Origin of the sequence: Kitasatospora sp. NPDC051170 (genome assembly GCF_044455705.1) — a bacterium.
Classification (GTDB): domain Bacteria; phylum Actinomycetota; class Actinomycetes; order Streptomycetales; family Streptomycetaceae; genus Kitasatospora.
The window spans coordinates 242346-267917 of the sequence record NZ_JBITFA010000001.1 but is presented as its reverse complement, the minus strand read 5'-3'; the positions used below and the strand labels follow the sequence as shown (position 1 = coordinate 267917).

Here is a 25572-nt window from a genome sequence, read left to right as displayed (position 1 = left end):
TAGTGCCGCGTCAGGCGACCCCTGCTCGACGAGCCCCCCGACGGCCCGGAGGCCGGGCCGTCGGGGGGCTCGGCCGACGCACCGTCAGCCGATGCCGGTCACAGGATCGTGAACCCGGTTTCCGGAGAGCATGCGCGGCAGGTCATGCCTTGCCAGTCAGGCGCCAGATCTGGTTCCTCTTGTTGGCCAGGTTGCTCGCCGGGTCGCAGGTCCACTGGTGGATGAGGGCGCCCGGGGTGGCGGAGACGCCGCTGACGTCGACGCACTTGCCGCTGTGGACGGCCAGGAGCTGGTAGTCCTGGCTGTTGCCGAGTGCGGTGACAGGCTGGAGGGTGAACATCTGGTTGGTGCCGCCGCTGCAGGTCCACTGGATGACGGCGGCGTCGTCCGCCGTGGAAGCGCCCGAGACGTCGAGGCACTTGCCGCTGAGCTCGTTGACGACGGTGTAGGTGTTCGCGCGGCCGGCGACCGGCTTGAGGTCGAGCATCTGCTGGTAGCCGCCCTCGCAGTTGTACTGCTGGTACTGGGTGCCGTCGGTGGTGCTGAGGTTGGTGTCGTCCAGGCACTGGCCGCTGTGCTGGACGACGGCGACGGTGGAGACGGTGGTGTTGGACGGCGGCAGCAGGGTGACGGTGTAGCCGTCCTTGGCGTCCGTCCAGGGCACGTTCACCGAGGCCGAGTTGTTGCTCACGGTCAGGGTCTGATCGGAGACCGTCACCGGTCCGGTCACCGCGCCGCCACCGTTGTTCGGTATGCGCTGGACGATCGCGCGCACCTGGCTGTTCTCCACCACCGAGGTGGTGTCGAGGCGGTTGAGACTCACGGTGACGTTGCCGGTGTTGCCGTTGTCGCCCAGCAGGATCTTCGCGTTGCGCGCGGCGTTGTCCTTGGTCGCCAGCCCGTCGGTGTTGGCACCGGGGGTGAGGTTGACGATGTTTCCGGTCTGGGAGCCGTAGTACCGGTAGAGGAACCACTCGCCCTTCGGCAGGTACTGACCGGAGCTGTTCTTGGTGAGCAGGCCGGCCGCGTAGTCGTGCAGGCCGGGGCCCCCTCCCCAGTTGGAGCGCAGGCCATCGGCGCCGGCCCGCTCCAGGCGGCTGATGAACCAGCCGCCGCCACCGGGGTTCTGCTGCTCGGTCCCGGCGTACTCGTTGATCTGGTACGGGCGGGTGTTGGTCAGGCCTGCGGCGGCCAGGATCGCGTTGGCGTTGCTGACGGCCGGGACGGGGTCGTGCGGGATGGCGTGCCAGCTGTAGATGTCGGGGGCGACGTTGTTCGCCTTGACGTGGTTCAGGTAGGTGGTCCACCAGGAGTTGGACGGGTCGGGCGCGTTGGCCACGCTGGGGCCGACGATGAGCTGCCCGGGAACGTTGGCCCGCACGGCGGCGTAGAACCGCGACCACATCTGCAGGTACTGACTCTGGGACCGGCCCCAGAAGCCGCTGAGGTCCGGCTCGTTCCACAGGTCCCACTCCACCGTCATGTTGCTGGCCTTGACGTCGGAGATGAGCTGGCTGACGAAGCTGTCGAACTTGCTCCAGTCGCCGTTGTCACCCGGAAAGGGCTGAGTGGTGGTGCCGTCGGCGCCCCACAGGTCGTGCGGCAGGATGACGAACGTGCCGCCGAGGGCGACGGTACGCCGGTACTGGGCGAGGGTGGCGTTCCAGCGGGTCTGGTAGTCGGCGAGGCTGGTGGCGTAGCCGCCGCCGTTGAGCTGGGCGCCACCGGCCCGCTCGGCGTGCCACTTGATGTCTCGGAAGAAGTGGTCCGGCGGCAGCGACCCGTCCGGGGTCAGCCCGTAGATCGTGCCCGAGGCGCGGTAGCCAGGGGCGGCCCCGGTGGCGGAGAAGTCGACGCTCACGCCGGTGTCGGCGGCGTGCGCGCTGGTGACGGGGACGATCCCGGCGGCCAGGGTGGTGAGCAGGCCGACGAGGCTGACGGCCAGTCTGCGGCGGTGCGGTTGCATGGCGGCTCTCCCGACTGAATGGGGTGGGGGGTGGTTTCGGCGACCTACCGGTGCGGTGAGCTCCGGCGGTCGTCGCTCTGGGGGTGGCTGCGCCTGGTGCGGTCCTCGGCCAGGAGCAGGGGCAACCGCTGGCGGTGCGGGCGCTGAGGCAGGTGCGGGTGCAGGCGCGGTCGCGAAGTTCTTCGCCGATGGGGGTGTTGACGTCTCGGCGAAGCCGTTCTTCTCGCCGAGGGCGCGATTCCTTCACGGGGTGAGGCAGAGGAAGGAATGTGCCGATTGTTATCGCTAACAGCTAGCGAGGGCAACACGCCTGAGGCCTTGGAGGCTCTGGAGCGCCGCAACGGGCATCACTATGGTCACGCACCGACGCGGCGTCAAGACATCACACCTCACTATTGTTAACGCACACATATCCCCGATTCCAGGAACCCCGACACCGGGGCATGCGGAATCAGGGGCGGCGCGCGACCCAGGCGTCCCGCCACCGGTGACCGCACTGCTCCCGGCCGTGGGGCGCATCACTCCTGACGGATCATCGGCCCGAGCGAATCCGCGGGAGCCGCGCCGGTGCTGTGGCGCAGCGAGATCGGGGGGCTCATCAGGATGTGCTGGGCCGGAGTCGACGGATTGCCCATGATCTCGACGAGCAAGGACATGGCCCGTGCGGCCATCTGATCGCTCGGCATGTCCGCCGCCGTGAGTGGGGGGCGGAAGTCCTCCGCCCACTGGTTGGCGACGACGCCGGTGAGGGAGAAGTCTCTGGGGATTGCCAATCCCGCTTCCTCCAGCGCGCGTTGGACCCCCGGAAGTGCGGCCTCGTTGATCGTCGCGAGTGCGGTGACCTCGGGATGCTCTGCGAGCAGGCCGGCGATGCACTCCTGGCCGGAGCGGGCGTCATCGCCGCACAGCAGTTCGATCCCCCGAAGGCCGAGTTCGGTGATCGCCTGCTTGAAGCCGGCACTGGCCCGGTGACCCGGCGCGTAGCCGGCGGCGACGAGTTCGGGAGAGCGGTTCAGCAGGGCGATGTGGCGGTGCCCGAGGTCGGAGAGGTGCCGAACGCAGTGGTGGATCAGCCCGGCGTAGTCGACATCGACCCAGAACATGCCTGGGTCGTTCTCCGGGTGGCCGATGCCGACGAACGGCATGCGCGCCTCCCGTAGGCGGTCCACGCGGGCGTCCTCCAGGCGGATCTCCATGAGGATCACACCGTCCACGCGGCTCTCCGACACCAGCCGCTCGAAGGAGCGGTCGTGGTCACCGCCCGACGGGGAGAGCAGGACGTCGAGGTCCGCCTTCGCGGCCGCGTCGACCACGCTGCCCACGAAGTCCAGTTGCATGTGTGTGAGGCGGCTGCTGGCCGGCGGGATCACCAGGCCGATCGTGCGGGTCCGGCCTTCGGCGAGGGCGCGGGCCGAGGCGTTCGGGCGGTAGCCCAGTTCGTCGATGACGGACTGGATGCGCTTGCGCGTGGCCTCGGAGACAGGCCGCTTGCCGCTCAGCGCGTAGGAAACCGTGCTGCGTGACACTCCTGCGCGGCGTGCGATCTCGCCGATGTTCATTCCGCTCCCTCGTGGCCCTGTCGTGGCCGCCATCCTAGGGCTGAACGAACCGGTTCGACTACACGTGGCACAGATGCGTCCTGACCGGCGGTGTCACACGCCTACGGCGAGACCTAAACGGGACGGCCGTGCAATTGGTAACGCTCACATGTCTCTTGACGGCAGCCACAGCTCGGCCTAGGTTCCCAGTCGAACCGGTTCGCGAAACCGGTTCGACACCTCCGCGTAACGCATCCGGAGCTTCCGCCCGCTTCCTCTGACCCAGCAACGCCGCAGGTCGGAAAGGGACACGCGCCATGAACAGAACCGCCTCTCGCAGACTCGCACTCGCCTCCTTGGCCGTCGCGGTCGTCATCACCGGCGCCTCGGCCTGCAGCGGATCCGCGGGCTCGTCCGACGCGGCTTCGGGGACCTACACGATCTGGGACCCGTACCCGCAGTTCGACTCCGGCTCCGACTGGGCGAAGCTGCTGAACACCTGCGGCACGCAGGCCGGTGTGACGGTCAAGCGCACCGCGTTCGACACGAGCGACCTGACCAACAAGACACTCCTGGCCGCGCAGCAGGGCAAATCGCCGGACGTGCTGATCGTCGACAACCCGGTCGTGTCCACGCTGGCCGAGGCCGGTGTGCTCACCGGCACCGACGAGAACAGGATCGACACCTCGCAGGTCCTGCCCAACCTGCTGGGCGCCGGTCAGAACGGTGGCAAGACGTACGGGACGCCGATCGGCGCGAACACGCTGGCCCTGTATTACAACAAGAGCGTCCTCCAGGCCGCCGGGGTCGACCCGGCGGGCATCAAGGACTGGGCCTCGCTCAACGCCGCCCTGGAGAAGGTGAAGGCCACGGGCAAGAAGGGGATCACCTTCTCCGCCATCGGCACCGAGGAGGGCAGCTTCCAGTTCCTGCCCTGGTACTGGGGCTCCGGGGCGCAGCTGACCGACGTCTCCTCGGACCAGGCCGTGTCCGCCGTGTCGCTGTGGCAGAACTGGCTCAAGAGCGGCTACGCGCCCAACTCGGTCATCAACAACACCCAGACGACCAGCTGGCAGGAGTTCGCCACCGGGCAGTTCGCCTTCGCCGAGAACGGCACCTGGCAGCTCGCGAACGCGAAGAAGGCCGGCTTCGACTACGGGATCCTGCCGATCCCCGCCATGAACGGCGGCACCGCCGCGGCACCCACCGGCGGCGAGTTCGTCACGGTACCGGTGCAGGGCGACAAGGCCCGCTACGGCACCAGCGCCAAGCTGGTGTCCTGCCTGACCAGCGCGGAGAACCTGGTGGCCACCGACACGACGTTGTCCTACGTGGCTCCGGCCAAGGCCGTCCAGGACAAGCAGGTCGCCGCCGACCCCGACCTGACGGTGTGGGCGCAGGCGGTCGCCGCCGCCAAGGGCCGCACCAGCGACAACCTGGGCACGAAGTACCCCAAGATCTCCGAGCAGCTGTGGGGTGCCGTGCAGTCCTCGTTGACCGGTGCCAAGTCGCCGAAGGACGCCCTGAGCGCCGCCCAGGCCGCGGCCACCAAGTAATCCGGCAACCCCGGGTTCCGCCGCAGCCGCGCGGGCCCGTCCACGGAGGACCTCTCGCTGATGACCGACACCACGCAGACGGCGGCGGCTCCGCCCGGGCGGGCCCGACGGGGTGCGAGGACAGCCGCACCCGCACCGGCCGCCTCCTCCGGGAAGGCGCCGGGAGGCAGGCCGCGCTCGCAGCAGTGGACCGCCTGGGCGTTCCTGGCCCCGGTGGTGATCTACCTGGCCGTCTTCTACGCCTACCCGCTGTACCGCAACATCGACCTGTCCCTGCGCAACTACACCGTGCGGTCGTTCGTCCAGGGCGACGCCCCGTTCACCGGACTCCGGAACTACGCCGACGTCGTCCACGACCCGACGTTCTGGCCGGCCCTGGTGCACACGGTGGTCTTCACCGGCGTCTCGCTGTTCTTCCAGTACGCGATCGGGCTCGCGCTCGCGGTGTTCTTCGTCAAGCACTTCCCGCTGTCGTCCGTCCTGCGGGCGCTGTTCCTGGTGCCGTGGCTGCTGCCGCTGATCGTGTCGGCATCCACCTGGTCGTGGATGCTGAACAGCGACTCCGGTGTCGTCAACGCGGTGCTGCACACGTTCGGCGTCGGCCCGGTCAACTGGCTGACGTCGCCCTCGTGGTCGCTGCTGTCGGTCATCGTCGCCAACATCTGGATCGGCGTCCCGTTCAACCTGGTCGTGCTCTACAGCGGGCTGCAGACCATCCCCGATTCGCTGTACGAGGCCGCGGCCCTGGACGGCGCCAACGCCTGGCAGCGGTTCTGGCGCATCACCTTCCCCCTGCTGCGTCCGGTGTCGGCGATCACGCTGCTGCTGGGGCTGGTCTACACGCTGAAGGTCTTCGACATCATCTGGATCATGACGAAGGGCGGTCCCAACGACGCGTCCACCACCTTCGCCACCTGGTCCTACCGCCTCGGTTTCGGCAACCTGCTGCCCCATTTCGGCCCGGGCTCCGCCGTCGGCAACCTCCTGGTCCTGATCGCCCTGGCCTTCGGCCTGTTGTACGTCCGCGTCCAGCGAAAGCAGAACGCCTCATGAGCTCCGCGACCGCGCCGGGCCCGCGCCCCACCCGCACCGCGGCGTCCCGCCGCCCCCGCAGCCGCGGGTGGTGGAGGACCGCCCTGGGCGTCCTGTTCACCGCGGTCATGCTCTTCCCGGTCTACTGGATGGTCAACGTCTCGCTGACCCAGGACCGGAACATGCGCAAGGCCACCCCGGACCTGCTGCCCGTCCACGGGACGCTCGAAGGGTACCGGCTGGTCCTGAGCCAGCAACTCCCCTACCTGGCAACGAGCCTGCTCATCGGCCTGGGCACCGTGGTACTGACCGTGGCCCTTGCCGCGCCGGCCGGGTACGCACTGGCGAAGCTGCGGCCCCGCGGCGGCGGCCTGGTGTCGTTCCTGATGCTCGTGGCCCAGATGGTGCCCGGTGTCATCATGGCGATGGGCTTCTACAGCATCTACGTGAAGCTCGGGTTCATGGAGTCCGTGCCCGGGCTGATCGTGGCCGACTCCACGCTCGCGGTGCCGTTCGGCGTGCTGATCTTCACCGCGTTCATGTCCGGGATCCCCGGGGAGCTCGTGCAGGCCGCCCAGATCGACGGCGCCGGGCCCGTGCGCACGTTCCTGTCGATCGTGCTGCCGATGAGCCGGAACGCCGTCGTCACCGTTTCCCTCTTCGCCTTCCTGTGGTCCTGGTCGGACTTCGTCTTCGCGAGCACCCTCGACAACGGCGGCGCCGACCAGCCGATCACGCTCGGCATCTACCACTACATCGGCAACAACAACCAGCAGTGGAACGCGATCATGGCGACCGCCGTCGTGGCCTCCGTCCCCACCGCCCTGATCCTCGTCCTCGCCCAGCGCTACATCGCCGCGGGCGTCACCAGCGGAGCGGTCAAGGACTGACCGTCCGATGCCGCCTACCCGACCTCCGACCAAGAAGTGAGCTCTGCCTTGACCGACATCGCCCACGGCCCGGCGTTCGCCCTCGAGGACATACCGTTCAGTCACTACGGGTCCTGGTTCAACCTGTCGCCGGTCACCGCACTGCACACGCGCAGCCGCGACCTGCACCTGGTCTCCCACAAGAACGGCATGCACGCCGTCCTGCGCCTGCTGCCCGTCGTTCCCGACACCGGGAACCGGGCGCCGGCCGCCTGGCACCCCACGCCCGGCCTCCTCACCGTCGCCGCCGCGGAAGGCCTCGTCGAGTTCGCCTACGAGAACGCCCAGGCCCTTCGCGTACGCGGCCGGAACCTGTCCCTCGCCATCACCCCCGCCGAGGGGAAGCTGACCCCGTTCACGGGCACCTACCTCTACCGCGACCCGGTCGACGGCTCCTACCAGTTCAGTTCCTACGAAACCGGACGCCGCTACCGCATCACCCTGCTGTCCGGCGCCGTCGCCGACACCGCCGGCGCCGAGGGACTCGCCGACGCCGACCGGCGCCTGACCCTGCGCGGTGAGCCCGGGTGGGAGGCCGTGATCGAGGAGATGGACAGCGCCCGCGCCCCCTACGCCACCACCGGCGGCTTCGAGACGGTCACCGACCGCGCCCGGGCGGCCTTCCGCTCCTTCAACCGGGATCTGGCCGTTCCCCTCGCGGACACCGCTCCCGCCGCCGACCTCGCCGCCTACGTCCTGTGGTCCGCCACCGTCCGCCCCGAGGGCTTCCTGAAGCGCCCCGGCATCCTGATGTCGAAGCACTGGATGGACAAGGTCTGGAGCTGGGACCACTGCTTCAACGCCCTGGCGGTCGCCCCCGCCTCCCCTGAACTCGCCTGGGACCAGTTCCAGTTGCCGTTCGACCACCAGGACGAGCGAGGGGCCCTGCCGGACTCGGTCACGCACTCCGAGGTCCTCTACAACTTCGTCAAACCGCCGATCCACGGCTGGGCCCTGCACCGCATGCGCGAAGCACTGCCGCAACCGCTGACCAGCCGGCAACTCACCTCGGCGTACGAGGGCTTGAGGAACTGGACCCGGTTCTGGCTGGACGCCCGCCGCGTCCCGGGCTCGGCGCTGCCGCACTACCACCACGGCAACGACAGCGGCTGGGACAACGCGACCACCTTCGACTCCCGTCGTCTCGTCGAGGCGCCCGATCTGGCCTCGTTCCTCGTCCTGCAGCTCAAGGAACTCGCCAGGATGGCCGGCGAACTCGACCGCGCGGAGGAGGCCGACGAGTTCACCACCCTCGCCGACACCGTCCTCGCCGCCCTGCTCGACCGGCTGTGGGACGGCGACCGGTTCCTCGCCCGCTCGCCGCACACCGGCACCACCACCCACAGCCGCAGCCTGCTGGACCTGATGCCCATCGTGCTCGGCGAGCACCTGCCGGAGTCCATCGGCGCCAAGCTCGCCGACCGCATCCACGGCCACCTCACCGATCACGGCCTGGCCACCGAACACCCCGCCTCACCCTTCTACGAAGCGGACGGCTACTGGCGCGGCCCGATCTGGGCACCCTCGACCGTCCTGATCGAGGACGGACTCCGCCGAGCGGGCCACACCGACCTCGCCGACGAGGTCAGCGCCCGCTTCCGTGCGCTGTGCGAGACCTCCGGCTTCGCCGAGAACTTCGACGCCCTCACCGGCGCCGGTCTGCGCGACCGCGCCTACACCTGGACCGCCGCCGCCTACCTCCTCCTGGCGCAGGCCGACGCCCGCCGCCGCACGGCCGACCGGACCCCGGCCGAGCCCGTGCTCGGCTGAGCCGTCCGCTCCGGGACAGCCCCACACTTCCCGGGCCGCCCCGGCCCGGGAGCCCCTGTCCCCATGGGAGAGCACCAGATCTGGCGCCTCCTCGGCAAGAGGCGACGACTGCCCCCGGCCGGAGCTCACCGCACGCGGTCGGGACGAACAGCGCGCTCGGCACGCCGACGCCCTGGAAGATCTCGTACGCGACGGTCCTACAGCGAGGGCGCTGGTCAGCGCGAACAGCGCCGTCAGGCGCCAGCGCAGTCTGCGGATACGGGCTTCGGCGGTCAGCATCCGAGCGGGCTCACCGACCGGCCCCGGACCCGGTTATGTTCCGTCGGTCACGAGCCGGTAGCCGAGCCCGCGCACGGCCAGCGCGCGGGCCAGGTCCACGCCGACCAGTCGACCGATGGACGCGGGCTTCGCCGACGCGGCGGGCTCGGGCCCGGCAGGGGCGTTCGACGGTGGTGACGCCTGCGTGGGATCCATGGGTGTCATGGGCGCCAATCTCGCCGTCCGCGGCCCGCGCGAACCATCCGGCGGGCTTCCGTGCTTCCCCCGCCGACCGGCCGGGCGGCCCCCGCCGAACGCCTGCCGCAGCATCGCCCGGCGGCACCACGGCCACGGAAGACCTCCCGGCAACCAGCCACCTGGGCCGCCGCCGGGGACGGCCGCCGCTGCTCCCGCCGACCAGCGGAGAAGCGGCGGCCATCCGGCGGGGTCCCCCCGGCTTCCCGCCGGATGGGATCCGCGGCCGCCCGCCGCCAGGGTGGAGGCGTGTCTGCGAACCCCCTGCCCCGAGCCGCCCGCCCCACCGGCAGGCTGCGGCAGCGCGCCGCCGCCTCGACGGTCTGGTACCTGCGGCTGGTCGCCCTGCTGAACCTGGTGGCGGTGCTCGCCGCGCCCTTCCGCGACCAGGTGGAGGCGCACAACGACGGCGAGTACGTCACCCCGTACCTGGTGACCGCCGGGCTGACCTCGGCGCTCCTCTCGCTGCTGCTCGCGGTGGCGATGCGCCGGCGCAAGCGGGCGGCGTGGATCTTCAACACCGTACTCTCCGGCCTGTTCCTGCTGCTGTACGTGGCCGGGCTGGCGGTGCCCGGCGACCGGTTCGGGGCGCACGCCTTCAACTACCTGTCCACGGCCCTCACCGGCGCGTTCTTCCTGGCCCTGCTGATCGGCCGCCGGGAGTTCACGGCCAAGGGCGACCGGTCCAACCCCAAGGCGGCCGTGGCGGCCTTCGCCGGCGGCCTGCTCGCGGGCGGCACGGTCGGCGCGCTGCTGGTCCAGGCGACCAACGAGCTGAGCGGTGCCGGTTTCGCCGACCGCTTCGGGTACGCGGTCGCCGGCATGGTCACCGTCGAGCCCTCCTCGCACGCGGTCGACGTGATCTCCCTCCCCACCTGGTCGGACACCGCGATCAACGTGATGGGCGCGGTGCTGTTCCTGGCCGTGGTGTACGTCGCCTTCCGCAGTCCGCGCGGCACGGAGCTGCAGACGGCCGAGGACGAGACGCGGCTGCGGGCGCTGCTGGAGAAGCAGGGATCGAGCTGCTGCAGCGCGCCGAGGAGGTGGGGCTCAAGCGGGTCTCGCTGAACTTCGCGATGCTCCGTTCGGTCTTCGAGCGCGGTTCGCGCCTGGGCGCCGGGCCGGTGCTGCGGCTGTGGCGTTCGGTGCTCGGGTTCTTCTCGCGCTGGTGGCAGATCGAGTCGCTGTACCGGGCGAACGCCAAGTACCGGCCGATCTGGGAGCCGCGTTACCTGCTGTTCGAGAAGAGCGGCGAGATCCCGCTGATCGGCATCGCCAGCGCCCGCGCCGAAGGATTCCTGACCGTCCCCGCACTGCCGGGGCCTCGGCGCTCCCGACTTCGCGGGGAGCCGGGAGCGCGAGACCCGCGAAGCCGCGCCCGGGGGATGCGTCCGACCGGTGCCGGAGCGACGCGACGCCCCAACTCTGACTGCCCGCCGGGATCCGGCCAACCCGCCGGTCGGCCGTAGCCACCCGCTGGTCGGCGGGCCGAACCCGCCCGACCGGACGGGCCCTCATCCTCCTACGAAAGGAATCCCCTGGTGATAGCCGGACTTGTTGTCGCCGCTGCCGCGTCCGCCTGTTACGGCACCGGCTCCGTCCTCCAAGCGGTCGGTTCCCGCCGCGCGGCCCGCGAGGCCGCCGCCGAAGCCGACCCCGCACAGCTCACCGAACACGGCGGGCCCACCCTGTCCTCCACCGGACGGGCGGCGCGCACCTGGGAGTTCATCCTCGGCACCGCCCTGGACGTCGTCGGCTTCGGCCTCGGCGCCCTCGCCGCCCGGATGCTGCCGCTCTTCCTCTCCCAGACCGTCATCAGCGCCAACCTGGTCGTCACCGCCGTGCTCTCCATCAGGCTGCTGGGCATCCGCCTGCGCCGCCCCGAATGGGCCTCGATCGCCGTGCTGTGCGCGGCCCTGGTCCTGCTCGCCGTGGCCGCCGGACCGCAGGGCGGCCACCAGGCCGCACCGGCCTTCCACTGGTGGCTGCTGATCGCGACCACCGTGGTGATCGTCGGCGGGAGCCTGCTGGTGCGCCGGATGGGCTCGCGCGGCGCGATCGTGGCGGGCCTGCTCTCCGGCCTCGGATTCGGCGCGCTCGGCATCGGCGTGCGCGTCCTGAACGGCGTCGACACGCTCGACCTGGGCCGCATGCTCACCGACCCCGCCCTGTACGCCGTGCTCATCGGCGGCATCGGCGGGATGTACGTGCACACTGTGGCCCTGCAGATCGGCTCGGTCAACGGCGCCACCGCCGCCCTGGTGATCGGCGAGACCGTCGTCCCCGGCGCGGCCGGCGTGCTGTGGCTCGGCGACGTCTCCCGCAGCGGACTGGGCTGGCTCGCCGTCGGCGGCTTCGTCATCGCCGTGGCCGCGGCCGTGGCGGTCGCCCACTTCGGCCAGGAGGAGGACGCCGCCGAGGCACCCTCCGAGGACCGGGAACCCGTGGGTGTCTGACTCGACGTCAGTAAGTCGGCCGCACCTGCCCAGGTGCGGCCGACGCGGTCCCGGCCGCGCAGCCGTCCCATGCCGCCCCGAGCCTCGGCAACACCGGCCCCACGGTGATCAGTTACGGTAATGCCCTTGCGCGACGTCGCACAGCAGCACCGCGAACTTCACGGCTACGGCCGAACTCGCCTTCGTAGCCGACCGGTTCGTACCTCCTTCGGCCTGAAACGTTCACCTCACAGCGAAAGAGTCACATGAAGACCTTCACCCTGCCCGGCACCGACGTGGTGGTCCCCAACGTCGTCCTCGGACTGATGCGCATCCAGGACATGACCGACGAGGCGGTGCGCAGGCTCGTGAACACCGCACGCGACTCCGGCATCACGTTCCTCGATCACGCCGACATCTACGGCTCGGACTACCACGGTTGCGAGCGTCGGTTCGCCGAAGCCATGAAGCTCAGCCCGTCGGAGCGTGAGCAGTTCGTCATCCAGTCGAAGGCCGGAATCGTCAAGGACGCGGGATACCTCGACCTCTCTCATCACCACATCACCGAGTCCGTGAACGGTTCGCTCCGGGCACTGGGCACGGACTATCTCGACATCCTGCTGCTGCACCGTGCCGACGCCCTCGTCGAGCCGGAGGAGGTGGCCCGTGCCTTCGACGAGCTGTCGGCGGCGGGCAAGGTCCGTGCCTTCGGCGTCTCCAACCACACTTCCCGGCAAATCGACCTGCTGCGCAAGTACGTGACGCGACCGATCGTGGCGAACCAGCTCCAGCTGTCGATCACCCACGCCCCGATGATCGCGCAGGGCGTCGCCGCGAACATGCAGGACCTCGATCAGTCGGTCGTACGGGATGACGGAATCGTCGACTACTGCCGCCTGCACGACATCACCGTTCAGGCGTGGTCGCCCTTCCAGGCCGGATTCTTCAACGGCCCGTTCCTCGGATCCGAGCGCTTCCCCGAGTTGAACGCCGTCATCGACCGGCTGAGCGACAAGTACGGCGTGCCGGCCGAGGCGATCGCGGTCGCCTGGATCACGCGCCACCCCGCGCGGATGCAGGTCGTGCTCGGCACGACCACGCCGGAACGCGTCACGGCCGCCGCACTCGGTTCCGACCTCCCGCTCACCCGGTCCGAATGGTACGAACTGTTCCGTGCCGCCGGATACAAAGTGCCCTGAGGGCCGTCCCGCACGTTCTGTTAACGCTCACTCTTTCGCTGTTGTGCACCAACGATGTCGTGATCCGCACGGAGGTCGCCATGAGCACGAACGAGCCGTCCGTCCACCGCCGCACCCCGTTCCCGGCCGGAGCGGGCGTCGCCGCGATCGTCGCGTCGGGCGGGGTTCATGCCCGCACCCCGCCGGACGCCCGGCCCGACATCAACGGCGAGGCTCACCCGTTCGAGCTCAGCGAGGTGGGGCTGACGGCGGGACGCTGGCTGGACAACCAGAACCGGACGTTGGCGTACCTGAGGTTCCTCGACATGGACCGGCTGCTGCACACCTTCCGCCTCAACGCAGGCCTGTCCAGTTCGGCACAACCCTGCGGTGGCTGGGAGGCGCCCGACATCGAACTGCGCGGCCACTCGGGGGAGGGCGCCTCGTCGGCGATGACCGCCGTCAACTCGGGGCGGAGCTCCGGGACTTCGACGCTCCGGGCGCGGGACCAGTAGAGGCCGGGCGTGTTCTTGGGCGGCGGCGCGTCCTCGGCGAGCTTCGCCTGCGTGACGACCCGCGTCGAGCCGTCCTCCCGGAGGAGCTCGGAGGCCGACTGGGACAGCATCATGACGCCCAGCACGGCCAGGAGGGCCACGGCGACGGCGGCGACTGCTCTCCTAGCCGATGCCATGGCGGAACCCCCTCCTGGTCGTTGACTGTCCTTCGAAACGGAACCCCCGTGCCCGGCTCCGGCGCCGGCCGGTCGGATCAGCGGGCCGGGGTCAGCGTGCCGGGGCCAGCAGCTGGGTGGCCGCCAGTTCGGCGTACAGCTCGTCCCCCTCGACGAGTTCCGCGTGCGTACCGACGGCCCGGACGCGGCCCGCCTCCATCACCACGATCCGGTCGGCGCCGGTCACCGTGGACAGGCGGTGGGCCACCACCAGGACGGTGGTCTCCCGGGCCGCCTCGGCCACGATGTCGCGCACCGCCAGCTCGTTGACGGCGTCGAGCTGGGAGGTCGCCTCGTCGAGGAGCAGCAGCCGGGGCCGCCGCAGCAGTGCGCGGGCGATGGCGACGCGCTGGCGCTCGCCGCCGGAGAGCGTGGACCCGCGGTGGCCGACCAGGGTGTCCAGACCCTCGGGCAGACGGGCGACCAGGGTGTCGAGCCTGGTGCGGACCAGGACGTCGGCCAGGTCCTCCTCCGAGGCATCGGGCGCGGCGAAGAGCAGGTTCTCGCGGAGCGTGCCGGCCAGTACGGGGGCGTCCTGCTCGACGTAGCCGATGGAGTCCCGCAGCCGGGGCAGCGACCAGTCGCGCACGTCCCGGCCGTCCACCAGTACGCGTCCGCCGGTCGCCTCGTGGAAGCGTTCGAGCAGGGCGAAGACCGTGGACTTGCCCGCGCCCGACGGGCCGACGAAGGCGGTCATCCCGCCGGCCGGCACGTCGAACGTCACCTCGCGGTGGATCTCGGGCAGCTCCGGGCGGTAGCGGAAGGACACCTGCTCGAAGCGGACCGACGCCGGTCCCGTGCCCGGACGGGAAGGCGCGGGTGAGGTGAGAGAGCCCAACTCCTGATCTTCGGTGGAGAGTTGCTGTGCCCGGGTGATCCGGGCGATCGCGGCCGAGCCCTCCTGGTACTGGGTGGCGGCGTCGACCAGCCGGTAGACGGGGTCGGTCAGGTAGAAGACGTAGAGCAGGAAGGCGATCAGGGTGGACACCGGGATCGCCCCGGACGCGACCCGGGCCCCGCCGACGGCGAGCACCGCCAGGAACGCCAGCTCCACGGCGAGGACGTCCGCGGACTTCGCGAGTGCCTCCCACTTGGCGCTGCGCACGCCGTGCTGCCAGGCCCGCTGAGCGGCCGCCACCACCCGGGCGCTCTCGCGCTCCTCGGCGCCGGAGGCCTTCACGGTCCGGTAGGCGCCGAAGGCGCGTTCCAGCTCGGTGGAGATCTCGCCCACGGCCTCCTGGGAGCGCTCGGTGGCCTCGGAGATCTTCGGCATCACCAGGGCGACGGCCCCGCCGGCCACGGCCAGGACACCGAGCGTCACCCCCAGCAGGACGGCGTCCAGGACGGCCATCAGGACGAGAGCCGCGACCAGGGTGACCACGCCGGTGATGCCGGAGACCAGCTCACGGGTGGTGACCGCGCGCAGCAGGGTGGTGTCCGAGGTGACGCGGGACATCAGGTCGCCCGGCGGGATCCGGTCCACCTCCGAGATCCGAAGCCGCAGCAGCCGTCCGATCAGGCCGCGCCGGGCGGCCAGCACGACGGACTCGGCGGTCCGCTCCAGCACGTACCCGCTGAGCGCCCCGAACACCGTGCCCAGGAGCACCAGCGCGGTGAGGGACAGCACGATCGTGGTGATGGTCTGACCGGAGGAGAGACGGTCCACCAGTGCCTTGGTGGCCAGCGGTTGCAGGAGTCCGCCGGCCGCGCCCACCAGCGCGCACAGCAGGCCGAGCGCGACGGTCCACCGGTGCGGCCGGACGTATCCGTACAGCGCCTTGAACGTCGCCCGCGCGGACAGCGGCGGGGTGTCCGCGCTGTCCGTGCTCGTCGGGTCGGCTGCGGTGTTCACGGGATTCCTCTCAGTTGGTGGCGTACCGGTCCAGCGTCACGGCTCGCGGTGCCGTGCCCCATCCGGTGACCGTCCGGACCACCCCCGCCTTCCGGCCGGTCCTTCCCCGCCGGGTGGCGCGTGGCCGCACCGGCGCCCCCGTGTGCGCCGGTGCCGGGCAGGCAAGGGATCATGGGGCGGTACGGCAGAGATCCCGAGGCGGCGCGGAGGACATGTGATCCGGGTAGTGGTGGTGGACGACGAGGCGCTGATCAGGTCGGGATTCGGCATGATCCTCAGCGCGGCGGAGGACATCGAGGTGGTGGCGACCTGCGTCGGCGGGCAGGCGGTCACCACCGTCCGTGAGCACCGGCCGGACGTCGTCCTCCTCGACATCCGGATGCCGGACGTGGACGGGCTGACGGTGCTGCGCGAGCTGGTCGCCCTGCCGTCGCCGCCGGCGGTGGCGATGCTGACCACCTTCGACACGGACGAGTACATCCTGACGGCGCTGAACTCGGGGGCGGCCGGTTTCCTGCTGAAGGACACCGAGCCCGAGCACCTCGCCCCGCAGGTGCGCACCCTCGCGGCCGGCGGCGTGGTCCTGTCGCCCAAGGCCTCGCGGAGCCTGCTGCGCGGCCACCCCGGCAGCGGTCCGGCCGTGGTCGACGCCGAGGCCGGGCGGGTCGACCGGCTCACCGACCGGGAGCGGGAGGTGCTGGTGCTGCTCGCCGAGGGGCTGTCCAACGCCGACATCGGCGTCCGCCTCCACCTGGGGACCGGAACGGTGAAGGACCACGTCAGCGCGATCCTCACCAAGCTGCGGGTCGGCGGGCGGGTCCAGGCCGCGCTCCTCGCCCAGCGCGCGGGCCTGCTGGACGACGGCCCGCAGCGCCCGTAGCCCCTGCCCTCAGCCCTGTTGTGCTCCGCTCTGCGGCCGGTCGTCCCTGGCGCGCTCCATGGCCGACGCCTTCTCCGTACGGCCCCGGGGCCTGCCCCGCAGCGCGCGGGCGATGGCCAGCGACCCGCCGCCGTGCAGCAGGATGCTGCCGAGGACGACGACGACCATGGCGTCGAGCGCGCTGTTGGCGGCCACCCCGTCCGGGAGGGCGTTGAAGGCGAGCAGGCCGAACACGATCGAGGTCGTGCCGCGCGGTCCGAGCGCGCCGACCATCAGTCGCTCCGCCCGGCTGAACCGGGACCCGAGCAGGGACAGCAGGACCGGCACGATCCGCAGCACGGTCAGAGCCGCCGCGCACAGCACCAGCACCGACCAGTCGACGCCGATGACGAACGTGAGCACCGCGGCGTTGCCGAAGAAGAACCACATGACCATGGTCATCATGGCGCTCGTGTCCTCCAGCAGCTGGAAGTCCGAGCCGCCCTGCTCGGCGGCGCCCCGCTCGGCAGCGGCGCCATGGCGCTCCGGCGCCCGCCTCACGTACCGGAAGGCCACGCCGGCCACGAAGGAGGCGACGAAGCCGTTGCCGTGCACCGCGGTGGTCGAGGTGTAGGCCAGCAGCGGGACGATCAGCACCAGGATCCGCCGGGACTGGTCGGTCATCCACTGCGCCCGCTGCGCGAGGTTCATCAGCCAGGCGAGCAGGGCGCCGAGCAGGGCGCCGATCACCAATGCCTTGACCGCGAACGGCACGGTCGTGCCCAGCGCCTCCAGCGGCGTGCGCTTCTCGGCCGTCGACCCGGCCAGCACCAGCGCGAACAGGAACAGCGGCGACACGATGCCGTCGTTGTAACCGCTCTCCACGTTGAGGACGCTGCGCACCCGGGCGGGGATCCGCCGGTCGCGGACCAGGATCTCGGCGGGTGCGAAGTCGGTCGGAATGATGACGCACGCGATCAGCAGCAACGCCGCGAAGGACAGGTCCGGCAGCAGCAGCCCGCCGAGCAGGACCGTCGCGCCGAGGCTCAGCGGCAGGGCCACCAGCAGCACCCGGGCCGCCGAGCCCGGGTCGCGGCCGAACAGCCGCCCGCCCCGCAGCTCGGTGGCGTCCACGAAGAGGAGGACGGCCAGGATGATCTCCGCCACCCGCTGGGCGACCACGGAGTTCATGGCCGAGGCGATCTCGCTGTGCGTGAACAGGCCGGTGGCGACGCCCGCGAGCACCAGCACGAGCGGCGCGCGCACGTGCCGGCGCTCCAGCCGCCCGGCGACGAGCGACCAGACGGCCACCACCGCGGTGATCACGATCAGGACAGGAATCAACAAGGGAACTCGCTTCCGAACGACGACGGGTGGACACCTCCGCCGTCCTGACTACATGCCGGGCAGCGTCCGAGCACGGAGGTGCCCCGGTCCGCAGACCGGTGTCGCAGCCGCCGGCCACCATCCCACCCCGTGGGCCCTACCCGGTCACCCCGCCGACCGCCCGGAACACCCCCGCCGACCGGGCGGAGCGTCCGTGACGCCGCAGGGCCTGCCACCTCGGCGGCCTCCGTGCCCGAGTGCCCCTGCCGAGTGGATGTGAACACCCCGCCGGGTGGCCGGAGCCGCGGTGCGGCCACCGCCCCGAGGACACCGAAGCCGTAGGGTCGGCTTCGACGGAGCACCTGCCGGACCAGGTCGGCTCGGCGCAGCACACGCCGGGCGCCCCGGGGCGTCGTCCGGGATCAGGGCCGAGGCGGTGAGGACGGAACAGAGCGAAGGCGAGGCGGCACGGATGAGAACGAAGGCGGTGACGGAACCGGAGGCAGCGGTGAGCCGCACGGCGGCCGACGGGAAGCGGCCGCGGACGCGGGGGACCGGCCGGGCCCACGCGCTGTGGGCGCGGGTGCCGGCGCCCGTCGTGGACGGCGCCCTGGTCGTGGCGGCGGCCGCGGACGCCTGGGCGAACCTCGCGACGGACACGTGGGCCTTCGACCTGGCCGTGGCCGCGATCGCCTGCACCGCGCTGACACTGCGCCGCAGGTTCCCCCTCCTCGTCCTGCTGCTCACCCTGCCGATCGCCTTCACCCAGGAGGACATCGGCCTCGCACCGTTCGTGGCGCTGTTCAGCCTGGCCGAACGCTCCCGCAACCGCCGGCTGCTCGCGCTGTGCGCTGTCGGCACCGCGCTCGCCAGCTTCATCCCGTGGTCCCTCGGCGGCCCCTTCGAGGTCAGCCGGACCCTCACCCTCGTCACGTTCGTCTACAGCCTCGCCACCGCGGCCGCCGCCGTGCTCTTCGGGCAACTCCTCCAGACCCGACGGGACCTGGAGCGGCAGATCGCCGAGACCGAGGAGGCCAGGGAGCACGAGCGGATCCTGCACGCCCAGACCGTCCTGGCCCGTGAACGCGCCCAACTGGCCCGCGAGATGCACGACGTGGTCTCCCACCAGGTCAGCCTGATCGCCGTGCGCGCCGGGGCACTGCAGATGTCCACCAGGGACGAGGACGCCAAGGACGCCGCCCGTACGATCCGCTCCCTGAGCGTGACCACGCTGGACGAGCTGCGGACCATGGTGGGGCTGCTGCGCGCCTCCGGCGGCCGCCACACCGAACTGACGCCCCAGCCCACCCTGGCCGACCTGCACCGGCTCGTGGACTCCAGCGGCATCGAGACCCGCCTGAGCGGCGAGCTGCCGCCCGACCTCGGCGCCTCCGCCCAGCGGGCCGTGTACCGGACGGTCCAGGAGGCGCTGACCAACGCCCGCAAGCACGCCCCCGGCGCCACCGCGACCGTCGAGCTCTGGCAGGACGGGACGGAGGTCGGGGTGACCGTCACCAACAGCGCGCCCGCCCGCCCCTCCCTGGCCCTGCCGGGCTCCCGGCAAGGCCTGATCGGCCTGCGCGAACGCGCCGAGATCCTGCACGGGACCCTCGAAGCCGGCCCGACCGCCGAGGGCGGCTACCGGGTCGCCCTGCGCATCCCCCTCACCGCCAACGGCGGCTGAGAGGCCAGACCGCTCCTCTGCCCGCCGCTCCAGGCCCGAGGGACAAAGGTGTGTGCGGGCTCAGGCCGTCATCGGGACCAGACACAGCCGTCCGTTGTCCTCGAGGTGCGTCATGCGGGCCGCCAGCAGTGGCCACTGGCGGGAGTTCACCAGGAGGCCTGCCTCCCGCTCGTGCCCGGCCAGGGCCAGGTGTACCCATCGGACGTAGCGGGCGTTCTCGGCCTCGCTCACGCCCAGTTGAGCCAGTGCCTTTCGGCGGTTGGAGAGGTCGAGGTCCGGAGGGAGGTCCAGTCCGACCGTGAGCGGGCCGTAGCAGCGCTTCGTGTCCCAGCTCGGGCCGGCCGCCGCAGGGCGTTTGCTGGTGTTGGCCACGCGGGTGATTGCTCGGTCGACGCCGACGGCCTCGGCATGTGCGGCTGCCAGGATCTGCCCGACGTCGACGCCCCGTTCCCGCAGCGAGGTCATGGTGGCAGCGAGTTCGGGCCAGGCGGGCGAGGCCGGGATCGCTTCCCGAACCGGCCCTGCTGGCACGGTCGAGCGCAGCAGCCGCGCCCGTTCCGCCGACCCATCGGCGGCGGCTACCGAGTTCCGGACCAGGACCGCGATCTCGCCGACGCGCGGAAGGAACTGGTCCATGTCGACACCGGCTTGCCGGAGCGCGACCAACTGCTGCGCCATGACAGGCCAGTCCGCGTCCGACATCAGAGCCCACGCCACGTCAGGGGACACCCGCGCCTTCGGACCGCGGGCCGCGGCCGTGGCGGCGCCTGCTCCGATGGAGCCCGCCCCGGTGGGGCCCGCGCAGCCGCCGGAACCTCAGTGCACCGCCGACTTCCGGTACGTGTCCGGGGTGTGGCCCGTCCAGCGCTGGAAGGCGCGGCGCAGGGCACGCGGGTCGGCGTAGCCGAGGCGGGCGGCGATGGACTGGACGGGGAGGCGGGTGTCGCGCAGCAGGTGGGCGGCCTGTTCGTGGCGGACGGCGTCGATCTCCTCGCGCCAGGTGGTGCCGTGGTCGCTGAGTCGGCGCTGGAGGGTGCGCGGGCTGACGGCGAGGCGGCCGGCGACGCGTTCGAGGGAGAGCAGGTCGTCGGCCAGGGCTTCGGCGAGGACGGCGCGGAAGGTGTCGCGCCAGCCGGGGGCGGGGCGGGCTGCGGCCAGGCCCATCTCCACGTAGCGCCGCATGATGCGGGCGAGTTCCGGGTCCGCGGACGGGGCCTCCCGCCCGGCGTCCAGCAGGACGAGGGAGTTGGTGGGCTGGTCGAAGTCGATGCGGGCGGTGCCGAAGCCGTCGACCAGGTGGCGGTGGCGCGGCGGCGCCGGGTGGGCGAAGGCGACTCGGACGGGGCCGGCCGCGGCGCCGCCGACCCCGCGCATCCGTTGCAGGAGCGTGGCCAGGGCGAACACGCTGATCTCGCGGTCGACGCCCTCGTGGAAGGCCAACCCGTTGTAGTTGAGGGTGAGTTGGCGGCCCTCCTCGACCACGTCGAGGGAGACGGCCGGGTCGGTCAGCGCGCTGATCAGCCGCGCCCCCTCCCGCAGGCCCTCGGCGACGGTGGGGGCGGTGGTCACCAGGTAGTCCCAGGCGTGCAGGCCGCCCAGCGGCACGTTCCCGGCGACCAGGAGGCCCACGCCCTCCCCGCCCTGAACGAAGATCAGCTCCCAGATCCGGTTGATCGCGGCGGTGGGGACCCGTGCCAGGTCGTCCTCCAGCGCGCCCGGTTCAAGCCCCGTCACCAGCGCGATGTCCTGCGGGGTGATCCCCAGCCGAAGCGCGCTGTCGCGGACGAGCCGCACCAGGTGGGCGGGAACGGTGTCTCTGTGCACAGCGCGCGAGTCTAATCGAACGCCGGAAGTCAAGGCCCTGGCGCCCGTCCGTCGCGAGCGGTCCCCCTCGTGGCGCGAACGGTCCCCCTTGGCGCCGAACGTCCCCCCGCTGACGCGTACGGCCTCCCGCCACCGGTGCCCGCCGCCCCTACGGTCGAGGTCGGGGGCCGGTGGGTGCCCCACCGATTCCTGCGAAAGGGACCAGTCATGACCGACCTGAAGATCCTCGCCATCTCCGGCAGCCTTCGCGCGAACTCGCACAACACCGCGCTGCTGCACGCCGCCCGCAAGCTCAACCCGGGCGGCATGGAGATCGAGGTCTACGAGGGTCTGCGGGAGATCCCGCCGTACGACTTCGACCTGGACACCCCCGACGCCCGGCCGGCTGTGGTGCAGGACCTGCGCGACCGCATCACCGCGGCCGACGGTCTGCTGATCGCCACGCCGGAGTTCAACTACTCCGTCTCCGGCGTGCTGAAGAACGCGATCGACTGGGTCAGCACCGACTGGACCAAGGCCGAGGGCCTGCCGCTGCAGCACAAGCCCACGGCCATCCTGGGCGCCGCCCCGACCAACATGGGCTCCGTCCGGGCGCAGCTCGCGCTGCGGCAGGTGTTCGTCTGGACGCACAACGACGTCGTGGTCAAGCCCGAGGTCATCGTCTTCCGCTCGCACGAGCGCTTCGACGCCGAGGGCAACCTGACCGACGAGATCACCGCCGGGCTCCTCCAGGACCTCCTCGTGGCCCTGAGGGACAAGATCACCGCCGCCCGCACCCAGGGCTGATCCGGCAACGAGCCCGACGGGGCGGGGGCGGGCCGTCACCCGCCTCCGCCCCGTCTGCCACGGCCGTTTCGTCTCGCAACGGGGGCGCCACACCGAACTCGTCCCCGGCGGCCCGGGGATCGTCCTGCGGGGCCCTCTCCGGCGGCAGCGCCCGGTGCGCCGCCGCCGAGGCTGAAGGCGCCCACCCTCCCGCCCGTCGCCGTGCTGCCACGGGGGCGGCCGTTTTACCACCGGGTGACCGGCGCAGTGGTGGTTACTGGTGGGCGTCCTTGGTGTTGGGCTGGGTCTTCTGGTTGTAGATCTCCTTGCCGTCCGCGGTGAAGGCGTGGACGTAGGGGCTCGGGGAGCCGGAGTTCCCGGTGGGGCCGGTGGTGACGGCCGCGGCGTAGGCGAACGCACCGTCCGCCATCACCGCCGGGTACTGGGTCGGGTTGTCGCCGTAGCTGATGGTGACCTTGGCGACGTCGGGGGTGTAGTGCCCGGCGCCCACGGTGAGGGACTGCCCGGCACCGGCGGGCGTGCTGAAGGTGTCGAAGAACGAGATCTTGTGACCGACGCCCCACAGGCGGTCGTTGATGAACGTCGCGGGGACGGCCATGCTCCGGCCCTTGTCGCCCTTCGACTCGCACTGCACGTACTGCTTCGCGGAGTTGACGGCGATGACCACGCCGTCGGTGTCCGAGGAGGAGATGGGCGTGCGGACCGCGATCACCGAGTGGTACTGCGACGCCTCCGAGCCCAGGCAGGAGGCCAGGATCTTGGCGGTGGTCCCCGCGTCGATCGGGGTCGTCGCCGTGCTGGCGACGGTGAACGGGGTCGGCGGCCGGGGGGATGCCGACACGGCGGGGGCGCCCGTGGTGGCCGCTCCTTGTTGGGGCCCCAGCGGTTGCTGCGGTCCCGACGAGGGCAGCACGGACGGGAGGGCCAGGCACAGGGCCGCCGCCGCGGTGCAGGCCGTGGTCGCGCCCAGGGCGCGTCGTCGGTGGCGGCGCCGGTCGGCGCGGCGGCGGATCTCAGCGGCGGGCAGGGTCGGTGCGGGCGACTGCTCGCCGAGCAGCCGCAGCCGGTCGGCAAGGGTGTCGTGGTGGGGGTCAGACACGGAGCTTTCCTTCCTCGTCGGCCGGGGTCCGGTCGGCGAGTCTGACCGCGAGCGCGGCCCGGCCGCGGGCGAGGCGGCTCTTGACGGCGCTGACGGTGACGCCGGTCTCGGCTGCGACCTGCTCGACGGAGAGGTCGCACATGTGGTGCAGGACCAGGGCACTGCGCTGTGCCTCGGGCAGGTCGCGCAGCGCGGCGATCAGCACCAGGTGCTCCTCGGTGGGCGGCTCGACGGTGGGTGGTTCCTGGTGGTGGTGGCGTCCGGCCAACTGCAGGCCCCGGGCCAGACGCCGCCAGCGGGAGACGGCCAGCCGCCGGGCCGTCGTCCGGATCCACGCCTCCGGGGCGTTGACCGAGCCGAAGGCGTGCCTGCGGTCCCACGCGCGGACGAACGCCTCCTGGACCACGTCCTGTGCTTCGGACCAGTTGCCGGTCAGCGCGTAGAGCTGCCCGGTCAGGCGGGAGAAGGACGCCGCGTAGAACGCGTCGAACTCCTGTGGCGTCATCAAGGGCCTCTCCTCTGGGGCTCTCCGTCGGTTCACGGGACAGCCGGTGCGCGGAAGCACTCCTCGACCGCGGCGGTGGAGCCGTGCCTTCTGACGGAGCGTCCCGCCCTGTACGCACGAGCACCGTCCCAGGGTCGCGCCGGCGGCCTATGACCTGAATCACGTGTGCGGGGCGCGACCTGCCGGACGCAAGGGGGCGTACAGGGGTGCTGGCATCAACCGGACGCCCGCAGGAAAGGACAACGGATTCATGCGCATCCGCCCGATCATGCTCATCGCCGCCACCGCCGCGGCCCTCGCGACCGTGGGGGGAATTGCCACCGCCGCAACCGGCACCGCCACGCCCGCCCCCGCGGCAGCCCAGGGCAAGCCCTCCGCCACGCCCACCGCCACGCCCACTCCCGGGGCCCCCAAGGCCGCCGAAGCCGGCACTGCGGCGGTCCCCGGCAAGGGCCCGTCCGCCGGCTCCGTGACCGCCGTCACCCCGACCCCGTTCACCGTCGCCAGCACGGCGACGACCCCGATCGACGCGGGGACCACCGCCAAGATCCTGGCCTCCTGCCTGGGCTCGGAGGCGTCGCAGTACCACTCGGTGATCGCGGTCCGCACGCCCATCTCCTCCTCGGACACCGACGGCGTGGTCATCGCCGTCAACTCCGCGAAGCAGTACGTGCAGTGCGAGTCGAAGGGCGACAAGGGCCGGAGCATGGCCGTCCCCGCGACGTTCATCAACGACCGCCTGTGGGGCGTCGGTCACAAGATCTCGTTTTTCGACACCTTCAGCACGCCCGCCGGTGCCGGGCAGTCCCTCACCGTGGGCGCCGGGCACTACACCCCCGACGTCGCCAAGGTCACCATCAGCTACGGCGACAACCCGACCCAGTACCCGGCGGTGATGGCGGACGGTGCGTTCGCCTACGCCGCGGCCGTCACCACCGGCCCCACCGGGAACTCCGGCCCGCCGAGCCCCTACGTCCACGCCTTCACCGCGGACGGCAAGGAGATCTACAACCAGAAGACCCAGCCCAACATCAAGGGCGCCCACCAGTAACCACCACTGCGTAACCACCACTGCGCCACCCGCCGGCCACCACTGCCGGACGGGCAGACCGTGTGCGGGATCGGCGCGGTAGCGGGCGGTCATGGCCGGGGAATCAGCGAACCGCTCACCGCAGACCGGCGCGGTGAGGCGGAATCCGAGGCCGTGACCGCCCTTGTCGATGCAGCCGTGACCGCCGTCGGCGGGGTCAGGGGCGGTGGTCGAGCCTGGCGAGCAGGGCCCGGTGGGCGTCGGACCGGGCGTCGGCGGTGTGCCGTCGCGCGGCGTCCGCGTCGGGGTGGCCGAGGGCGGTGGCGATCGTGTCCCAGGGGTGGCCGGAGGCCCGCATGGCGTTGACCGAGGCGCCGAGGGCGATGGTGGCGGAGGCTCGGGCCCGGCCGATCTCGGTGAGGGTGTGCAGGAGGTCGGGTTCCGACTCGGCGGCGCGGAGGTGTTCGCGTGCGGCGACGGAGGCGCGGTCGGCGGTCACCCACCAGTCGGCCGGGGTGTGTTGGACCTCGCGGCCTGGACCGAACCCACGCCCGACGTCCTCCCGCAGAAGCAGCGGCTCGTCCGCGACCGGGTCAACGCCACCGCCGCGCCGCTCGCCGAGGACCTGCTGCACGAACCCTTCTGGCGGCAGGCCGCCCGCACCCCCGACGCCGTCGCGGTCATCGACGCCACCCGGACCGTGATCTACGGAGAACTGTGCGCGGCCGCAGCCGAGTTGGCCGATCAGCTACCCGAGGGCGGAGCCGATCCGGCGATGGTCGCCGTCGTCCTGGACAAGGGCTGGGAGCAGGCCGCCGCCGTCCTGGGCACGCTCGTGGCCGGCGCGGCCTACGTCCCCGTCCGCTGTCGTTGCGCTCCGGTCTTCGAGATGGCCGGACGCTCGCGCTCCGGGGGGTTCGGCGGGGCCTGAATCGTCCCCCGGAGAGCGGCAGTGCTCAT

Annotated in this window: 22 protein-coding genes and 1 pseudogene; 13 read left to right on the top strand and 10 right to left on the bottom strand. The window is 71.6% G+C overall.

The genetic code is table 11. From position 1 onward, the window contains the following. Nucleotides 1–142 precede the first annotated feature (142 nt). Nucleotides 143–1966, bottom strand: a complete 1824-nt coding sequence (locus ACIBCA_RS01230; protein ID WP_396280671.1) for an RICIN domain-containing protein — start codon at nt 1964–1966, stop codon at nt 143–145. Between the two features lie 518 nt (nt 1967–2484). After that, entirely contained in the window at nt 2485–3525 is a 1041-nt protein-coding gene (locus ACIBCA_RS01225) for a LacI family DNA-binding transcriptional regulator (RefSeq protein ID WP_396280670.1), read from the bottom strand. A gap of 296 nt (nt 3526–3821) precedes the next feature. Here ACIBCA_RS01225 and ACIBCA_RS01220 point away from each other — a divergent pair, with 296 nt between their 5' ends. The 4 genes from ACIBCA_RS01220 to ACIBCA_RS01205 are packed head-to-tail and all read left to right on the top strand — an operon-like array spanning nt 3822 to nt 8791. Then, nucleotides 3822–5060, top strand: coding sequence for an extracellular solute-binding protein (locus tag ACIBCA_RS01220; protein ID WP_396280669.1), 1239 nt, complete (start codon nt 3822–3824; stop codon nt 5058–5060). A gap of 60 nt (nt 5061–5120) precedes the next feature. Next, complete coding sequence (locus tag ACIBCA_RS01215) at nt 5121–6113, top strand: carbohydrate ABC transporter permease (protein ID WP_396280668.1); 993 nt, start codon at nt 5121–5123, stop codon at nt 6111–6113. Next, nucleotides 6110–6982 carry a carbohydrate ABC transporter permease gene (locus ACIBCA_RS01210; RefSeq protein ID WP_396280667.1) on the top strand — a complete coding sequence of 291 codons (873 nt, stop codon included), beginning with the start codon at nt 6110–6112 and terminating at the stop codon, nt 6980–6982. The genes ACIBCA_RS01215 and ACIBCA_RS01210 overlap by 4 nt, the downstream gene beginning before the upstream one ends. Before the next feature lie 48 nt (nt 6983–7030). Next, on the top strand, nt 7031–8791 hold the full coding sequence (locus ACIBCA_RS01205) for an amylo-alpha-1,6-glucosidase (RefSeq protein WP_396280666.1): 1761 nt from the start codon (nt 7031–7033) through the stop codon (nt 8789–8791). A gap of 312 nt (nt 8792–9103) precedes the next feature. Here the strand turns inward: ACIBCA_RS01205 and ACIBCA_RS01200 are convergent, their stop codons facing one another. Continuing rightward, nucleotides 9104–9274, bottom strand: a complete 171-nt coding sequence (locus ACIBCA_RS01200; RefSeq protein ID WP_396280665.1) for a hypothetical protein — start codon at nt 9272–9274, stop codon at nt 9104–9106. Nucleotides 9275–9517: 243 nt separating this feature from the next. On the opposite strand from ACIBCA_RS01200, the pseudogene ACIBCA_RS01195 reads away from it, so the two are divergent. The 4 genes and pseudogenes from ACIBCA_RS01195 to ACIBCA_RS01180 all read left to right on the top strand — a co-directional run bounded on the left by ACIBCA_RS01195 (nt 9518) and on the right by ACIBCA_RS01180 (nt 13432). Then, nucleotides 9518–10773, top strand: a pseudogene (locus tag ACIBCA_RS01195) (phosphatidylglycerol lysyltransferase domain-containing protein). A gap of 72 nt (nt 10774–10845) precedes the next feature. Beyond that, nucleotides 10846–11760, top strand: coding sequence for a hypothetical protein (locus ACIBCA_RS01190; RefSeq protein WP_396280664.1), 915 nt, complete (start codon nt 10846–10848; stop codon nt 11758–11760). Nucleotides 11761–12005: 245 nt separating this feature from the next. Beyond that, nucleotides 12006–12938 (top strand): aldo/keto reductase family oxidoreductase, encoded by a 933-nt coding sequence (locus ACIBCA_RS01185; protein WP_396280663.1) that lies wholly within the window; start codon nt 12006–12008, stop codon nt 12936–12938. Nucleotides 12939–13018: 80 nt separating this feature from the next. Continuing rightward, nucleotides 13019–13432: a beta-L-arabinofuranosidase domain-containing protein gene (locus ACIBCA_RS01180; RefSeq protein ID WP_396280662.1), complete on the top strand. Its 414-nt coding sequence runs from the start codon at nt 13019–13021 to the stop codon at nt 13430–13432. 267 nt (nt 13433–13699) lie between these two features. On the opposite strand, the gene ACIBCA_RS01175 is transcribed toward ACIBCA_RS01180, so the two are convergent. Beyond that, on the bottom strand, nt 13700–15499 hold the full coding sequence (locus tag ACIBCA_RS01175; RefSeq protein WP_396280661.1) for an ABC transporter ATP-binding protein: 1800 nt from the start codon (nt 15497–15499) through the stop codon (nt 13700–13702). 214 nt (nt 15500–15713) lie between these two features. Here ACIBCA_RS01175 and ACIBCA_RS01170 point away from each other — a divergent pair, with 214 nt between their 5' ends. Next, nucleotides 15714–16379 (top strand): response regulator, encoded by a 666-nt coding sequence (locus tag ACIBCA_RS01170; RefSeq protein ID WP_396280660.1) that lies wholly within the window; start codon nt 15714–15716, stop codon nt 16377–16379. Nucleotides 16380–16388: 9 nt separating this feature from the next. Here ACIBCA_RS01170 and ACIBCA_RS01165 read toward each other — a convergent pair whose 3' ends face one another. After that, complete coding sequence (locus tag ACIBCA_RS01165; RefSeq protein WP_396280659.1) at nt 16389–17705, bottom strand: cation:proton antiporter; 1317 nt, start codon at nt 17703–17705, stop codon at nt 16389–16391. A gap of 550 nt (nt 17706–18255) precedes the next feature. Between ACIBCA_RS01165 and ACIBCA_RS01160 the strand changes: the two genes are divergently transcribed. Continuing rightward, nucleotides 18256–19368, top strand: a complete 1113-nt coding sequence (locus ACIBCA_RS01160; RefSeq protein ID WP_396281217.1) for a sensor histidine kinase — start codon at nt 18256–18258, stop codon at nt 19366–19368. Between the two features lie 60 nt (nt 19369–19428). On the opposite strand, the gene ACIBCA_RS01155 is transcribed toward ACIBCA_RS01160, so the two are convergent. Together ACIBCA_RS01155 and ACIBCA_RS01150 are read right to left on the bottom strand one after the other, a co-directional pair. Continuing rightward, nucleotides 19429–20046: a hypothetical protein gene (locus ACIBCA_RS01155; RefSeq protein WP_396280658.1), complete on the bottom strand. Its 618-nt coding sequence runs from the start codon at nt 20044–20046 to the stop codon at nt 19429–19431. Between the two features lie 138 nt (nt 20047–20184). Then, nucleotides 20185–21192, bottom strand: a complete 1008-nt coding sequence (locus ACIBCA_RS01150) for an AraC family transcriptional regulator ligand-binding domain-containing protein (RefSeq protein WP_396280657.1) — start codon at nt 21190–21192, stop codon at nt 20185–20187. A 207-nt stretch (nt 21193–21399) separates the two neighbouring features. Here ACIBCA_RS01150 and ACIBCA_RS01145 point away from each other — a divergent pair, with 207 nt between their 5' ends. Further along, nucleotides 21400–21978, top strand: coding sequence for an NADPH-dependent FMN reductase (locus ACIBCA_RS01145; protein ID WP_396280656.1), 579 nt, complete (start codon nt 21400–21402; stop codon nt 21976–21978). 253 nt (nt 21979–22231) lie between these two features. On the opposite strand, the gene ACIBCA_RS01140 is transcribed toward ACIBCA_RS01145, so the two are convergent. Both ACIBCA_RS01140 and ACIBCA_RS01135 read right to left on the bottom strand, forming a co-directional pair. After that, the gene (locus ACIBCA_RS01140; protein WP_396280655.1) at nt 22232–23077 is read right to left on the bottom strand and encodes a hypothetical protein; all 846 of its coding nucleotides are present in this window, start codon (nt 23075–23077) and stop codon (nt 22232–22234) included. Continuing rightward, nucleotides 23070–23582, bottom strand: coding sequence for a SigE family RNA polymerase sigma factor (locus ACIBCA_RS01135; RefSeq protein ID WP_396280654.1), 513 nt, complete (start codon nt 23580–23582; stop codon nt 23070–23072). Before ACIBCA_RS01135 ends, ACIBCA_RS01140 begins: the two co-directional genes overlap by 8 nt. A gap of 250 nt (nt 23583–23832) precedes the next feature. Here ACIBCA_RS01135 and ACIBCA_RS01130 point away from each other — a divergent pair, with 250 nt between their 5' ends. Next, a complete protein-coding gene (locus tag ACIBCA_RS01130) occupies nt 23833–24633 on the top strand; it encodes a hypothetical protein (protein ID WP_396280653.1) in 801 nt (266 codons plus the stop codon). Nucleotides 24634–24829: 196 nt separating this feature from the next. On the opposite strand, the gene ACIBCA_RS01125 is transcribed toward ACIBCA_RS01130, so the two are convergent. Further along, a complete protein-coding gene (locus ACIBCA_RS01125; protein WP_396280652.1) occupies nt 24830–25111 on the bottom strand; it encodes a hypothetical protein in 282 nt (93 codons plus the stop codon). An 18-nt stretch (nt 25112–25129) separates the two neighbouring features. Between ACIBCA_RS01125 and ACIBCA_RS01120 the strand changes: the two genes are divergently transcribed. Then, nucleotides 25130–25543: an AMP-binding protein gene (locus ACIBCA_RS01120; protein WP_396280651.1), complete on the top strand. Its 414-nt coding sequence runs from the start codon at nt 25130–25132 to the stop codon at nt 25541–25543. Nucleotides 25544–25572: the final 29 nt, after the last annotated feature.

Bases quoted from the DNA above. Each gene is read 5' to 3' on its own strand.
- ACIBCA_RS01225 (WP_396280670.1), bottom strand. From the start codon at position 3,525: ATGAACATCGGCGAGATCGCACGCCGCGCAGGAGTGTCACGCAGCACG.
- ACIBCA_RS01145 (WP_396280656.1), top strand. From the start codon at position 21,400: ATGACCGACCTGAAGATCCTCGCCATCTCCGGCAGCCTTCGCGCGAAC.
- ACIBCA_RS01210 (WP_396280667.1), top strand. From the start codon at position 6,110: ATGAGCTCCGCGACCGCGCCGGGCCCGCGCCCCACCCGCACCGCGGCG.
- ACIBCA_RS01180 (WP_396280662.1), top strand. From the start codon at position 13,019: ATGAGCACGAACGAGCCGTCCGTCCACCGCCGCACCCCGTTCCCGGCC.
- ACIBCA_RS01135 (WP_396280654.1), bottom strand. From the start codon at position 23,582: ATGACGCCACAGGAGTTCGACGCGTTCTACGCGGCGTCCTTCTCCCGC.
- ACIBCA_RS01230 (WP_396280671.1), bottom strand. From the start codon at position 1,966: ATGCAACCGCACCGCCGCAGACTGGCCGTCAGCCTCGTCGGCCTGCTC.
- ACIBCA_RS01220 (WP_396280669.1), top strand. From the start codon at position 3,822: ATGAACAGAACCGCCTCTCGCAGACTCGCACTCGCCTCCTTGGCCGTC.
- ACIBCA_RS01200 (WP_396280665.1), bottom strand. From the start codon at position 9,274: ATGACACCCATGGATCCCACGCAGGCGTCACCACCGTCGAACGCCCCT.
- ACIBCA_RS01155 (WP_396280658.1), bottom strand. From the start codon at position 20,046: ATGGCGCAGCAGTTGGTCGCGCTCCGGCAAGCCGGTGTCGACATGGAC.
- ACIBCA_RS01215 (WP_396280668.1), top strand. From the start codon at position 5,121: ATGACCGACACCACGCAGACGGCGGCGGCTCCGCCCGGGCGGGCCCGA.
- ACIBCA_RS01185 (WP_396280663.1), top strand. From the start codon at position 12,006: ATGAAGACCTTCACCCTGCCCGGCACCGACGTGGTGGTCCCCAACGTC.
- ACIBCA_RS01130 (WP_396280653.1), top strand. From the start codon at position 23,833: ATGCGCATCCGCCCGATCATGCTCATCGCCGCCACCGCCGCGGCCCTC.